Annotated in this window: 14 protein-coding genes; 4 read left to right on the top strand and 10 right to left on the bottom strand. The window is 36.1% G+C overall.

The features are described from left to right. Positions 1–5: 5 nt before the first annotated feature. Both Q1V95_RS08000 and Q1V95_RS07995 read right to left on the bottom strand, forming a co-directional pair. Positions 6–542, bottom strand: a complete 537-nt coding sequence (locus Q1V95_RS08000) for an adenine phosphoribosyltransferase (protein WP_300672508.1) — start codon at positions 540–542, stop codon at positions 6–8. Between the two features lie 4 nt (positions 543–546). Continuing rightward, on the bottom strand, positions 547–1767 hold the full coding sequence (locus Q1V95_RS07995; RefSeq protein ID WP_300672506.1) for a hypothetical protein: 1221 nt from the start codon (positions 1765–1767) through the stop codon (positions 547–549). Between the two features lie 159 nt (positions 1768–1926). On the opposite strand from Q1V95_RS07995, the gene Q1V95_RS07990 reads away from it, so the two are divergent. Genes Q1V95_RS07990 through Q1V95_RS07975 form a run of 4 tightly spaced genes read left to right on the top strand, consistent with a single transcriptional unit; the run spans position 1927 to position 4295 of the window. Then, a complete protein-coding gene (locus tag Q1V95_RS07990; RefSeq protein WP_300672504.1) occupies positions 1927–2340 on the top strand; it encodes an RNase adapter RapZ in 414 nt (137 codons plus the stop codon). Positions 2341–2348: 8 nt separating this feature from the next. After that, a complete protein-coding gene (locus Q1V95_RS07985) occupies positions 2349–3062 on the top strand; it encodes a sugar phosphate nucleotidyltransferase (protein WP_300672502.1) in 714 nt (237 codons plus the stop codon). Then, positions 3059–3775, top strand: a complete 717-nt coding sequence (locus Q1V95_RS07980; protein ID WP_300672500.1) for a TIGR00730 family Rossman fold protein — start codon at positions 3059–3061, stop codon at positions 3773–3775. Before Q1V95_RS07985 ends, Q1V95_RS07980 begins: the two co-directional genes overlap by 4 nt. Positions 3776–3824: 49 nt before the next feature. Then, positions 3825–4295, top strand: a complete 471-nt coding sequence (locus tag Q1V95_RS07975) for a DUF6702 family protein (protein WP_300672498.1) — start codon at positions 3825–3827, stop codon at positions 4293–4295. 52 nt (positions 4296–4347) lie between these two features. Here Q1V95_RS07975 and Q1V95_RS07970 read toward each other — a convergent pair whose 3' ends face one another. From Q1V95_RS07970 to Q1V95_RS07935, 8 genes are all read right to left on the bottom strand, one after another. Next, the gene (locus Q1V95_RS07970; protein ID WP_300672497.1) at positions 4348–5088 is read right to left on the bottom strand and encodes a sulfite exporter TauE/SafE family protein; all 741 of its coding nucleotides are present in this window, start codon (positions 5086–5088) and stop codon (positions 4348–4350) included. Beyond that, positions 5079–5534 carry a FixH family protein gene (locus Q1V95_RS07965; protein WP_300672495.1) on the bottom strand — a complete coding sequence of 152 codons (456 nt, stop codon included), beginning with the start codon at positions 5532–5534 and terminating at the stop codon, positions 5079–5081. Before Q1V95_RS07965 ends, Q1V95_RS07970 begins: the two co-directional genes overlap by 10 nt. A gap of 9 nt (positions 5535–5543) precedes the next feature. Then, the gene (ccoG, locus tag Q1V95_RS07960) at positions 5544–6995 is read right to left on the bottom strand and encodes a cytochrome c oxidase accessory protein CcoG (protein ID WP_300672493.1); all 1452 of its coding nucleotides are present in this window, start codon (positions 6993–6995) and stop codon (positions 5544–5546) included. A 131-nt stretch (positions 6996–7126) separates the two neighbouring features. After that, on the bottom strand, positions 7127–8005 hold the full coding sequence (locus Q1V95_RS07955; RefSeq protein WP_300672491.1) for a cbb3-type cytochrome c oxidase N-terminal domain-containing protein: 879 nt from the start codon (positions 8003–8005) through the stop codon (positions 7127–7129). A gap of 14 nt (positions 8006–8019) precedes the next feature. Then, positions 8020–8169, bottom strand: a complete 150-nt coding sequence (locus tag Q1V95_RS07950) for a hypothetical protein (RefSeq protein WP_300672489.1) — start codon at positions 8167–8169, stop codon at positions 8020–8022. Positions 8170–8250: 81 nt separating this feature from the next. Further along, positions 8251–10521 carry a cytochrome-c oxidase, cbb3-type subunit I gene (ccoN, locus tag Q1V95_RS07945; RefSeq protein WP_300672487.1) on the bottom strand — a complete coding sequence of 757 codons (2271 nt, stop codon included), beginning with the start codon at positions 10519–10521 and terminating at the stop codon, positions 8251–8253. Positions 10522–10523: 2 nt separating this feature from the next. Further along, positions 10524–10715: a cbb3-type cytochrome oxidase assembly protein CcoS gene (ccoS, locus tag Q1V95_RS07940; protein ID WP_300672485.1), complete on the bottom strand. Its 192-nt coding sequence runs from the start codon at positions 10713–10715 to the stop codon at positions 10524–10526. A gap of 110 nt (positions 10716–10825) precedes the next feature. Then, the gene (locus Q1V95_RS07935; RefSeq protein WP_300672483.1) at positions 10826–13204 is read right to left on the bottom strand and encodes a heavy metal translocating P-type ATPase metal-binding domain-containing protein; all 2379 of its coding nucleotides are present in this window, start codon (positions 13202–13204) and stop codon (positions 10826–10828) included. Positions 13205–13255: the final 51 nt, after the last annotated feature.

Raw genomic sequence — 13255 nt, 5'->3', positions numbered from 1 at the left:
ATAGATTAATATTTTAAAATTGAATAAATGTCTGCGTTGAATTTTTTTAGTTTTTCGGAACCATTAAGACCTTCCAAAGAAATTAGAAAACTGAATTGTGCTGGGATGCCGCCTTGCTTTTCAACCAATTTGGCTGCTGCTTCTGTAGTGCCGCCCGTTGCTAAAAGGTCGTCGTGGATTAGTACACGTTGTCCTTTTTTTAGTTGGTCGGTTTTCATCTCGATTTCCGAAGTGCCATATTCTAAGTCATAAACTTGACCAATAAATGGTGGTGGAAGTTTTCCTTTTTTACGAATTAAAATAAAAGGAACTTCTAATGCCACTGCAATCGCAATCCCAAAAAGATAACCACGACTTTCGATACCGCAAACAACATCGATTTTGCCTCGGCTATAGTCTGCAAAGTCTTTGATAACCTCTTCGTAAAGTTTTGGTTGTAAAAATATTGGTGAAATATCCTTGAACTGAATACCCTCAATTGGGAAATCTGGGATATTGTCTATCGTTTTTTCTAAATCGTGAATAAGCTCCGAAGATGCCATTTAATTATTGTTTTTTAGATGAATTGATTTTGTAGCTTGTAATTTTCCAACCATTAGCTGTGGACTTAAGACCATAAGTAACATTAAGTGAAGTAACATTACCATCTTTGTCTGTTACATCGTAGTTGGCATTAATTGTCGATGCATTATCTTTTGTAACTGGTGCTGACACTGAATTTACTTTAACACTTTTAACCGAACCAAAGCCTGAAGTTGGATTCGAAAACTTGTCATAACTTCCCCAAGCAGGATTGTCCGCATTGTCAAAAGCTGCTTTATAGTTTTGAGAATTAAGATTACTCAAGAATTTTGAAACCGTTGATTTTGGATCTCCTGCAGGTTTTGCTGGTTGTGTTGGTGGCGCAGCTGGCGTTGTCGTTGGAGTTGTGCCAGTGGTAGGAGTTTCTGTACCAGTTGTAGGTGTTTCTGGATTATTAGGGTCAACCAAAGTTGGGTCAGTTGGCTCGCTTGGCGTTGTTGGCACAGCTTGTACAATAGCTCGAGGATTAAATTCGATACCCGATTTAATCATTTGGTAAACTTTCTTAGCCGTTTTTACACTTACTTTTACTTCAAGTTTGTTATCAACAATACTCGACTGTGGAAGCGAAGCATATTTAACCGTGAAACCTTTGAAGTTATTGTCCTGCATTAGGTTTTTTGCAGTTTGTAATTTGTTTCCGTTGCTGTATACTTCTAGCGTTGTTTCTAGACCTGCTCCTGTAAAGCTGATTTTTTCTCCTTTTTGGTCCACCAATTGCGGAATAACAACAAAGGCTTTTGGTCCACTAATGCTGTCAGACAAAGCTGGTTTTACAATGATGTTAAGAGCGCTTGCCGTGATGTCGTTAGGGTCAACTTCTGAAGCTTTTTCGTTGCCAAAGATATTCATCGTTCCCAAAGATGGTGGCGCTGTGCTAGACCAAGTGATGTTATTTTTTTGAGCGACTTCGTCAGCCATTTTTAAGATTTCAGGAACTTTTTTACCATTCAAAAGTTTTCCTAAAGCTTCAATTTCTGCAATGTCGCCATCGGCTTCTACGCCAAATGTTTTAAGAATATATAAAGCTTCGTTGAATTTGATTTGCTGTAAAGTCGTCAAAGACGAAGCCATATCGTTGATACTTTCTTGGAAATCTTTTCTGTTGGAGCCGTCAACACTGGTTTTTTTACAAGACATTACAAGTAATAAACTTGCAAATAAAAAGTAACGAAAGATTTTCATATTTATGTTTTTTCAGTTAAAAGTCGAATATACAAAATTGTTGTTAAATATCTACAATGCAATGTTTTGCAGAAGATATGCTTTTAATGCTGCAAAATTACATCATTTCTTTTTCGTAAAGCCTATTAAAAAAACTATTTTTACAAAAATTAAAATAAAATGGCGAATAAATTAAAAGTTGAAATCCATAGTTTTTCCTATAAAAAAGGCGGAATCCCAAAAGATAATTCAGGTAATGGTGGCGGTTTTGTGTTCGATTGTCGCGGTATTCTAAATCCTGGACGCATCGAGGAATACAAAGTGCAAACCGGAAACGATATTGCGGTGCAAGAATATTTGGAGGACAAAACAAAAATGCCAGATTTCCTTAATGCTATTAAATCTCTAGTGTCCATCAACATTGACGATTATTTGGCAAGAGGTTTTGAGAATTTGCAAATCAACTTTGGATGTACAGGTGGACAACACCGTTCGGTATATTCGGCGATTAAAATTGCGGCGTTTATTAAAAAAAAATATCCAGAAGTCGAAGTTGTGATTAATCATGACGAGCAGCCACAACTTAATAAATAACTAATCTGATGAAAGCTTTAATTTTTGCCGCAGGAAAAGGAACACGCCTGCAACCTTTCACCAATTCGCATCCGAAAGCTTTGGCTGAAGTTAACGGAATCCCTTTGCTGGAAAGAAATATTAAATATTTGCAATCTTACGGAATTAATGATTTTGTTATCAATATTCATCATTTTGGAGAACAAATACTTGATTTTTTAAAATTAAAAGATTACTTTGGTGCCAATATTCAAATTTCGGATGAACGAAATGCACTTTTGGAAACTGGCGGTGGTTTGGTTTTTGCAAAAGACTTTTTATCATCAGAAGAAGATTTCCTCATTATGAATGCGGATATTCTTACAGACCTTAATATTTCGGATTTTGTTAAGTCACATTTAGAATCTCATAATTTTGTTACTTTAGCGGTTTCGGATAGAAAAAGTTCTCGAAAATTATTTTTCGATGAGGACATGATTTTGAAAGGTTGGATGAATGTCGGGACTGGAGAAACACGAATGGCGAGTACTAATGTAGGTTTTAAGGAATTGGCATTTAGCGGTATCCATTGCATTAATTCGGGGATTTTTAATAAGATTAAAAGAACAGGAAAATTCTCCATCATGGAAGAGTATCTCGATATGATGATGACAGAAAAGATTGTCGGTTACGAGCATCACGCAAATCTTATTGATGTTGGAAAACCAGAATCTATTGTAGAAGCAGAAAAATTATTTTTATGATTGACGATAATCAAGACTTAGATAAAAAGTTACACGACAGTTTTCGTAGAAAAACTTGGGACGAAACCATTACCAAAGACAGTTGGATGGTTTTCAAAGTAATGTCAGAATTCGTAGATGGCTACGAAAAAATGGGTAGAATAGGACCTTGTGTGTCTATTTTTGGTTCGGCTCGTTTGAAAGAAGACGATTACTATTACAAAATGGCGAGCGAAATTGCCAAAAAAATCACCGAAATTGGTTTTGGTGTTATTACTGGTGGTGGTCCAGGTATTATGGAAGCAGGGAACAGAGGTGCTTTTGGTCATGGAAGTTCGATTGGACTAAACATCGAATTGCCTTTCGAACAACATTTTAATCCGTATATTGACAAAGGTTACAACTTGGATTTTGATTATTTCTTTGTTAGAAAAGTAATGTTTGTCAAATATTCACAAGGCTTTATTGTGATGCCAGGAGGTTTCGGAACTTTGGACGAGTTGATGGAAGCTTTAACTTTAATTCAAACAAAAAAGATTGGTCGTTTCCCAATTGTATTGGTAGGTTCCGATTTTTGGAGTGGTCTTTTGGATTGGTTCAAGAATACCTTATTGGAGAAGAAACTCATCAACGAAGAAGATTTGCAGTTATTCCGTGTGGTAGATACCGCTGATGATGCCGTGGCGCATGTTAAAGCATTCTATGACAAATATTCGGTTAACGTTAACTTCTAGAAGTTGGTTGATGGCATATAATTTGAGCTAAATATAAAAATCAATTGTTATGAAAAAGTATTTCAACATTTTTGGGGTTTTGTTCCTGTTAATTGCGATGAGCTTTACAGGAGTCGAAATGTTCTCGTCAATGACGAAAGTGGAATTTGTGGAGGGTAGTAAAACCTTAAAATTTACAACAAAACTCAACACTTCTCATATTTCAAAAGCGATAGGAATTGACCCAGAGACTGCTGGTTTTGATGCGGAGGTTAAAAAGTATGTTAACAACAACGTTTCGGTTGCTGTTAATGGTAGCAACAAGGTGTTAACCTTTACTGGAAGCCAAGTTAACGGCGAATCTGTTTTCGTGTATTACGAGGCAGCTGGTGTTAGCGACGTGTCAAGTTTGAAGATTAAAAATTCGATTTTGACAAACGTATATCCAAAACAAGTTAATATTGTTAACGTATCGTACAAAGGAAATCTAAAGACAGTCAATTTCCAAAAAGGAAAAGAAACTGCTGATATCGATTTCTAAAATTGAAATTTATTTTAAATAGAAAACTCCCAAATTTTGGGAGTTTTTTTATTTAATGACACATGGTATGATCGTTAGGATCTGCACCATGATTGTGATGTTTAATTTGTAAGGCTTCTTTTTTCGGAGATAGATAAGGAATTCCCAATTCTAATCCGCGTAAGATAAATAGACCGCCTAATATAATCATAACAATAGGAACTATTTTTACGATTTTAAGGCGCATACTTTGGTTTAAAAAATTTCCGATTACCACAACAGCGAACATAAATGGAAATGTGCCTAATCCAAAGAAAAACATATACAGCGCGCTTTGCCAAATACCACCTGCTGCAATGGAAGCTGTGAGTGCCATATAGACCATACCACAAGGCAAAAGTCCATTTAACAAACCCGTTGTGAATCTTGACTTGAGATCTGCTTTTGTAAGCAGTTTCGAAAGCTTTATTTTAACCTGTAATAAAGCTTTGTTGACAAAAGGTATTTTGGTAGCAAAGTCTTTTCCTCCAAAAGAGAAAAAAGCCATCAAAATTAATAGCACACCAACAGCAATACTCAGTTTTGTTTGTAAACCTGCAAAGTTGAAGCTTTCACCAACAATACCGATAATGGCACCAAGAATGGAGTAGGTTAGGACTCTTCCAAAATTGTAAGTTAGATTTTGGAGGTAAAAATTAATTCTTTGTTCGCGCGTTAAACCCATGGAAAGAGCAATCGGACCACACATGCCAATGCAGTGAAAGCCCGACGCAAATCCTAGAAATAATGCTGAAAAAAGCAATGCTATTTCCATAATACATCATAATCAATTTGATACAATTGATTATTTTCTTTCCATTTTGTTTTTAAAGTATAAGATCCTGGTACTAAAACTTTTGCTGGTATTAGCAAAGAATTAGTGCCATCTAGGTATTCCACTTTTTTAATGTCAAGATTGGAGTCATCTGTTCGGAATAGGACAAAGTCAACTTCTTTCTTGTGTACTTTTCGTTCTGCTGGAAAATGAAGTTTTATTCCATCTTTGTCTTGTGAATAGACAGGATGCGCTTCCAATTCCATGGCTCTTTTTTTAGCATCGATAACGTCTTGGTAGACCAATTCCTCTTCATAATAGTTACTCGAGATCATCTCTGCATTTTGTTTTCCCATTGGGAAGATGAGAATTAAATATAAAATAAATGCAATAAAGCTACCTAAAGCTATTACCACTGCATGTCCCCACGATAACTTCTTTAACATATTTAATTTTTAAAATTGAAACTTAAACGGTCCTTCAAAATAAGTCTTGAACGAGTCCAAAAGTTTACCATTCATATCATAAACACCGATGGTTAGGTTTTGTTTTGATAGGGTGATTTGCTTTTCTGGGAAGCTCACATTAATGGTACCTTTTATCATCATATCTCTTTTCAAAACAATCTTGTTTCCTGTACTTAAAGAAACTGTCCCATTTTGAGGATCAATCACTTTAATCATAACGGTTTTGGTTTCGTTTGACTTATTTAGGAATGTGTAATTATAGGTATTGGTAATTTGTCCATCTCTTACGAAATATGTTGATCCTGGAGGTTTCAAGAATTTGGCCTCCATTGTTCCTCTATTGTAAAGTAAGAAACCTAAAAATACGGTCAATAAAACTAATATTACTGAGGAAGCTTTCATTCTGTTAGTGAATTTAAACTTCTCTTTATTCTCAATTTGATTGATGGATGCGTAGCGAATAAGGCCTTTTGGCAAGCCAACTTTTTCCATAACTTCATCACAAGCATCTATACAAGCAGTACAGTTGATACACTCTAACTGTTGACCATTTCTGATGTCGATACCAGTTGGACAGACAACTACACATTGGTTACAATCGATACAATCACCTTTGCCAGCTGCAGCACGATCTTCTCCTTTTTTCCATTTCGAACGGTTTTCGCCTCGGTGGTAATCGTAGAAAACATTGATGGTTTCTTTATCAATCAGTACACCTTGCAATCTTCCGTACGGACATACTAAAGTACAAACCTGCTCTCTGAACCAAGCAAACACAAAATAAAATGCCGCTGTGAACATAATCATCACCAAGAAATTGGTAGGATGTGCGAATGGTCCTTCTTGCATGATTTTGAATACTTCTTTGTATCCTACAACATACATAAACATAATGTGTGTTATGATTAAAGAAATAATGAGATAGATGGTCCATTTAAGTCCTCTTTTCCATATTTTTTCAGTATTCCACGCTTGTTGATCTAGACGGATTTGTTTGTTTCTGTCACCTTCGATGGCGTATTCTATTTTTCTGAAAATCATTTCCATGAAAATAGTTTGAGGACAGATCCATCCACAAAATATTCGACCAAAAACAACTGTAAAAAGAATAATGAATACCAAAGAGCCGATAGCTCCTAATGCAAGTATGAAAAAATCTTGTGGATAAAAAGGTTGTCCAATGATAAAGAATTGACGATCTATAATATTAATCATCAAAAATGGGTTGCCATTAATTTTAATAAAAGGAATAGCAAAAAGAATAATTAAAAGGATAACGCTAACAATATTTCTATAGTTGGTGTATTTTCCTTTTGGTTTGCGCGGGAAGACCCATTTACGCTTCCCTGTATTGTCCATTGTCCCGACAGAATCTCTAAATGTTTCTGCCTCTATTATTTGGCCTTGGCCTCCAATGTCAGGTTTGTTAGAGTTGCTCATATCATTCATTTATAAATAGAAAAAGAGATTGCCCTGAAAAAAAAACGAAGTTTCTTTTCGTATATCAGCTCATTTGCAATAATTGAACCGATACATCTTGACAATCTCTTTTAGTATGTTTTGTTAAAAATCTATTTCTCCCAATGCGCCTCAGTACCTTGAGGTGCTGCGCCGCCTTGTGCTGTTGTAATAGGTGCTTGTTCTTGGTTAATGTGATATACGTAAGCCGCTACTTTTTCGATATCTTTCCCAGTTAATACACCATTTTTACCCCAAGCTTGCATTGTTGGGTTATGTGGGCTACCATTGTACACCACGTGGAAAATACTTTTGTATAAAGTTTTTTCCGGTTGGTTGATCCAGAAATTGTCAGTTAAGTTAGGACCAATACCACCTTTACCAGCATCCATATGACAAGCTGTACAGTTTGTATTAAAGATCTGTTCTCCTTCTGCTACGTTATCTTCTGAGAATACTGCCGTCTCGATAGTTACTGGAGGTACACTTTTGTTATACTCGTCAATTGCAGCAATTTGCTCTTTATGCTCTATGTTGTATTCAACATCTGGGTGGGCAAAATCTGTAAAACTAAATGAAACAAGGTAAAGAATACAATAAGCAACACCAAAGTAAAAGAGACCTAACCACCATTTTGGAAGTTGATTATCCAACTCCATGATACCATCGAAACCGTGGTCAATAAGAATGTCTTCTTCTTCTTTAGCTGTTTGCTTTTTAGAAGCTGAGTTCCACAAATATTGGAAATAAGGAACTTTAGTTTCTGCTAAGTAAAGCTTTTTCTCTTCCTCTGTTAGCTTTTTGAATTTTTCATTTTCAATTAGGTCACCAATCGCTCCTTGGATAAATACAACGATTATACTTACCAATGCTGCAGCCCAGAAATACTTTGTTTTAAAGAAATCTGAAGATTGTGCAAACATGTAAAATACGACAAGCAATAATCCTAAAACAATAAGGATATTAATATATACGGGTGTTCTTCTTTTCATGATCGTAAAATGTATTAATGCGAAGTTTTGTCTTTATTGTCCTTGTTGTCATCAATGTCAAGTCCATCATTAAGTGGAGCATTTTCCTCTTCTTGATAGAATTTTTTTGGTCTGTTAAACACATAGAGTGTAATTCCTAAAAAACATATAATGAATAAAATCATTGAAATGGTATTTAGTAAGCCAGCGTGTTCAACACTCGATACAATATCTTTAAAACTTTGCGGAATCATTCGTAATTATTATTAGTTGCTCGCAGTTTTTACTTCAGTAGTTTTAATGTCTGTACCCAATCTTTGTAGGTAAGAAATTAAAGCGGTAATCTCTCTCTTTTCCAATGGAACAAAACTAGCACCTTGCGCTTGTTGTTGCTTAGCAAATTGATCTTTAACGTCAGCCGCTTCAGAGTAGATGTTTTTAACAATCTTAGCAGCTTGGTTATTCATCCAAGAATCAGCAGAGTCGATTTGAGCCTTAGTATAAGGAACATCAAATGCATTCTTCATCAATTCTAGTTTCGCTTTTGTGTGCGTTCTGTCCAAAGTACCAGCAATTAACCAAGGATAACGTGGCATGATAGATCCTGCCGAAGTTGATCTTGGGTTATACATATGCTTGAAGTGCCAAGAATCTGGTCTTGCACCACCTTCTCTTTGTAAGTCTGGACCTGTTCTCTTAGATCCCCAAAGGAATGGATGATCATATACGAATTCTCCAGCTTTTGAGTATTGTCCATTTTTACCGTTAAATCTAACAACTTCGTCACGGAAAGGTCTAATCATTTGAGAGTGACAAGCATTACACCCTTCTCTAATATAGATGTCTCTACCTTCTAATTCTAATGGACTGTAAGGTTTAACCGCTGATATAGTAGGGACATTATTTTTCACAAATATTGTTGGTAAAATCTCGATCATACCTCCGATAGCTAAAGCAACGAAAGCTCCGATTGTGAAATATAAAGGTGTTCTTTCCAACCAAAGGTGGAAGGTTTCGCCTTGTTTTCTTCCTTTAACCGTTTTTACTAATGCAGGCGCCTCAGCAGGCACTTCTTTAAGGAATGAACCTTGTTTTGCCGTCTTAACTAAGTTAACTACCATCAAGATTGCACCTGAGATATAGAATAAACCTCCAACAAATCTCATTTTATAATAAGGAAGAATTGCTGTAACAGTATCTAACCAGTTTTTGTAAACTAAAGTACCATCTGGGTTAAATTGTTTCCACATCAAACCTTGTGTAAATCCTGAAATGTATAATGGCACAGCGTAGAAGATGATACCAAATGTACCTAACCAAAAATGCCAGTTAGCCATCTTCGTAGACCACAATTTTGTTCTCCACATTACTGGTACCAAGTAATAGATAACCCCGAATGCCATGAAACCATTCCATCCAAGAGCTCCTAAGTGTACGTGACCAATTACCCAGTCTGTAAAGTGCCCAACTTTATTTAAAGTTTTTGTTGCTAAAAGCGGACCTTCAAAAGTTGCCATACCATAACAAGTTACGGCTACAACGAAGAATTTAAGAATTGGATTCTCTCTTACTTTATCCCAAGCTCCTCTTAATGTCAATAGACCATTAAGCATACCACCCCAAGAGGGTGCGATTAGCATAATTGAGAAACCAGTCCCTACGGCCTGAGCCCATGCTGGTAAAGATGTATATTGTAAATGGTGAGGGCCAGCCCAGATATATACAAAAATTAATGACCAAAAGTGGATAATCGAAAGTTTGTATGAGAATACTGGTCTGTCAGCAGCTTTTGGTAAGAAGTAATACATCAAACCTAATACAGGCGTTGTTAATACGAAAGCCACAGCGTTGTGACCATACCACCATTGTACCAATGCATCTTTAACACCAGAATAGATAGAATAAGACTTCCACATTGTTAAAGGAACCTCAAGGTTGTTAAAGATGTGCAACATTGCAATGGCAACCCATGTGCCCAAGTAGAACCAAATAGCAACATACAAGTGTCTAACTCTTCTCTTGGCAATTGTCCCGAACATGTTAATACCGAAAATCACCCAGATTACCGTAATTAAAATGTCAATAGGCCATTCGTGCTCGGCATATTCCTTAGAAGTGTTAATACCCATAAGGAATGTGATGACTACAGAGACGATCATAATCTGCCATCCCCAGAAGTGGATCCATGACAACGTGTCGCTCCACATTCTTGTTTTTAGAAGTCGTTGCATCGAGTAATATGCCCCAGCAAAGAAGCTGTTACATACGAACGCGAAAATCACAGCACTAGTGTGCAACATTCTGATTCTTCCGAACCCAAATGCCCCATGTGAGTTGATTAATCCCTGCATATCCCCACTCTTGAGACTGGCAATTGTCAGGTCGTCCGTTCCTAAGAAATATTCAGGAAGTTCCGGATAAAAAAGCATTAGTGCCGCAGTAAGCCCAAGTAAGAATCCAACCAAGCCAAAAACTACAGTTGCAATCAAAAAAGCTTTTACGATACTATTGTCATAACTAAACTTTTGTGTTTCCATATCTACAAATCACTATTATCTTTTTCTTTTTTATTGTCAGTTTTCTCTTCCCTTATTTCATCATCCATTAGGATACGTACAGCCGGACTTTCATCGTCCTCGAAGTGCCCTTTTTTAGCTCCAATAATAAAAATTATTAAGAAAACCACAGCTAAAGACACGCTGCATATGATCATTAAATAGAGAATCTCCATAACTGAGACAAATTTACGCTAATTAAAGTTCCCAAATTTAGTTAAAATTAATGACTTTAGTCAGAATGAATTTAAATTAATTAATTTATAATTTATCTAAATAGGTTTTTTTATTTTAACAACTTGAAATACTTCGTACTACGATACCACGTTGACAAGGTTGTAAAGGCAACAACACTGATTGAACTGACTGGCATAATAATCGCAGCAAACAACGGTGAAACCTCGCCCATAACCGCAAACGTAACCCCAATAACATTGTAGAATAAGCTTACAGCAAATGTCAATTTTACGATGCCAATTGCGTCTTTCGAAAATTTAAGATATTTATCAAGTTCGGGGATTTTGCTACCATCCATAATTACGTCTGATGATGGTGTAAAGGCATTGGTGTCGTCAGAAATCGCAATACCAACATTACTTTGCTTCAAAGCACCAGCGTCATTTAAGCCATCTCCAAGCATAGCAACTTTATGTTGCTGATTTTGCAATTCTTGGATGTATTCTAGTTTGTCTTCTGGACTTTGGTTGAAGCGCATTTCTTTAACATTCGGAATCATTGCTTTTAGCTGTGTTTCCTCTGAAGAATTGTCGCCACTCAAAATGCTGATGTCGTAGTTTTTAAGATGTTTGAATAATGTTTCTAAATCCTTTCGGTACTCGTTTTTGAAGATGTATTTTCCTAAGAATTCGTCACCGGCCTGTATGAAAACTGCGGTTTCAAGATTTTCGGATTTCTGTCCTGTAAAGCTTGCGGAGCCTATTTTGTAAAGCTTTCCTCTAACAATTGCGGAGTAACCTTTTCCAGAGATTTCAACAAAGTTTTCGATTGGAAGATACTCGTCTTCAATTTCAATAAAATCATACAAAGATTTGGAAAGCGGATGATTAGAATTTTTAAGTAAAGTCTTAATGTTTTTTAAATCGAATTCCGAAATGTTTTGACCTAAGTAATTGATATTCGATTTTTTACTTTCGGTGATGGTTCCTGTTTTGTCAAAAACCAAACTGTCTATTTTCGAAAGTTTTTCAATAGTCAGAGTGTCTTTAACATAGAATTTATTTCTACCCAAAATTCGCATAACATGCCCAAAAGTAAACGGCGCCGAAAGTGCCAATGCACAAGGACAAGCAATAATTAAAATCGCAGCAACCACTTGGAACATTTTTTCAAAATTCTCTTGTGACCAATAAATGGCAGCAATCGCAGTAATCGTCAAAATAACAATTGTAAAATACTTACTGATTTTATTGGTAATCGTATCGAGTCCTGTTTCTGTTTTTTTGAAAGCTTCTTTGTTCCAAAGTTGCGTAAGGTAGCTTTGGTCAACGTTTTTAATAACTTCCAATTCTAATATTGGTCCGCTTTGTTTACCGCCAGCAAAGATTTTGTCACCCGCTTTTTTTGGTACCAAAGCCGCTTCTCCAGTGATGAAACTGTTATCGATATTGGCTTCACCTTTTATCAAAATGGAATCGACAGGGATTATTTCTTGGTTTCTAACCATAATTCTGTCACCAACTTTCAGGTCAGAAAGTAGAATGTTTTCTTGCTTTCCGTTAAAGTCAATTTTGGTAACTGCAATTGGGTAGAATGATTTGTAATCGCGGTCGTACGATAAGCTGTTGTAGGTTCTTTTTTGGAACGTTTTGCCCAAAAGCATAAAGAATAAAAGTCCACAAAGTGTGTCGAAATATCCACCACCATAATCGGTTGCAATTTCGTAAATCGAGCGACCATACAACATGAAAATCCCAATAACAATCGGAACATCAATGTTGATGATTTTGTTTTTTAAGCCATACCAAGCAGATTTGTAATAATCTTGTGCAGAATATAAAACGACAGGTGTTGCCAAAATCAACAACGTGATTCGGAATAGGTATTTGTAGTTTTCCATCCAGACGTCGTTACCACCAATGTATTCTGGGAAGCTTAAAAACATACTGTTTCCGAAAGCGAATCCCGCAATTGCCAATTTTATTAAAAGGCTTTTGTCAAGTTTTTCTTTCTTTTTGTCAGCCGTTTCGAGGTTGATAACTGGCTTGTAACCAAGATTCGTTAAGAATTTAGCAAGTTCACTAAGTTGCAGTTCTTCACTTTTGTAGGCGATTTGCACCGTTTTTCTAGTGAAGTTAACTTGCGAATATTTAATTTTTGGATTGATGGTATGTAGGCTTTCCAATAACCAAATACAAGATGTACAATGTATAACTGGAATTTTGAATGTAACCAATGTCGTTCCTCCTTCATGGAAATCTACCACTTTGTTAAAGATATCCTCAGCATCTAAATAGTCAAACTGCGTCTGGTCATCGCTATTTGGTCGTATCCCCGAACTCTTATTAAATTCATAAAAGTTACCAAGATTATGTAGGTTTAGGATTTCGTAAACGGACTGACAACCATTGCAACAGAAGACTTTTTCATCAAATTCAATGCGCTCATTTTCAATAGGCTGACCGCAATGGAAACACTTTTCTGACATGTGGCTTGTTGGGTTTAGCTTACAAAATTACGTCAAAAAACTTTGCTTTTG

It is taken from the genome of Soonwooa sp., assembly GCF_030151385.1.
Taxonomy (GTDB): domain Bacteria; phylum Bacteroidota; class Bacteroidia; order Flavobacteriales; family Weeksellaceae; genus Soonwooa.
Note: the sequence above shows the minus strand (reverse complement) of the source record. Positions and strands in the feature narration are given on the sequence as shown.

Bases quoted from the DNA above. Each gene is read 5' to 3' on its own strand.
- Q1V95_RS07980 (WP_300672500.1), top strand. From the start codon at position 3,059: ATGATTGACGATAATCAAGACTTAGATAAAAAGTTACACGACAGTTTT.
- Q1V95_RS07955 (WP_300672491.1), bottom strand. From the start codon at position 8,005: ATGAAAAGAAGAACACCCGTATATATTAATATCCTTATTGTTTTAGGA.
- Q1V95_RS08000 (WP_300672508.1), bottom strand. From the start codon at position 542: ATGGCATCTTCGGAGCTTATTCACGATTTAGAAAAAACGATAGACAAT.
- ccoG (WP_300672493.1), bottom strand. From the start codon at position 6,995: ATGAGCAACTCTAACAAACCTGACATTGGAGGCCAAGGCCAAATAATA.
- Q1V95_RS07995 (WP_300672506.1), bottom strand. From the start codon at position 1,767: ATGAAAATCTTTCGTTACTTTTTATTTGCAAGTTTATTACTTGTAATG.
- Q1V95_RS07985 (WP_300672502.1), top strand. From the start codon at position 2,349: ATGAAAGCTTTAATTTTTGCCGCAGGAAAAGGAACACGCCTGCAACCT.
- Q1V95_RS07990 (WP_300672504.1), top strand. From the start codon at position 1,927: ATGGCGAATAAATTAAAAGTTGAAATCCATAGTTTTTCCTATAAAAAA.
- Q1V95_RS07950 (WP_300672489.1), bottom strand. From the start codon at position 8,169: ATGATTTTATTCATTATATGTTTTTTAGGAATTACACTCTATGTGTTT.
- ccoN (WP_300672487.1), bottom strand. From the start codon at position 10,521: ATGGAAACACAAAAGTTTAGTTATGACAATAGTATCGTAAAAGCTTTT.
- Q1V95_RS07965 (WP_300672495.1), bottom strand. From the start codon at position 5,534: ATGTTAAAGAAGTTATCGTGGGGACATGCAGTGGTAATAGCTTTAGGT.
- Q1V95_RS07970 (WP_300672497.1), bottom strand. From the start codon at position 5,088: ATGGAAATAGCATTGCTTTTTTCAGCATTATTTCTAGGATTTGCGTCG.
- ccoS (WP_300672485.1), bottom strand. From the start codon at position 10,715: ATGGAGATTCTCTATTTAATGATCATATGCAGCGTGTCTTTAGCTGTG.
- Q1V95_RS07935 (WP_300672483.1), bottom strand. From the start codon at position 13,204: ATGTCAGAAAAGTGTTTCCATTGCGGTCAGCCTATTGAAAATGAGCGC.
- Q1V95_RS07975 (WP_300672498.1), top strand. From the start codon at position 3,825: ATGAAAAAGTATTTCAACATTTTTGGGGTTTTGTTCCTGTTAATTGCG.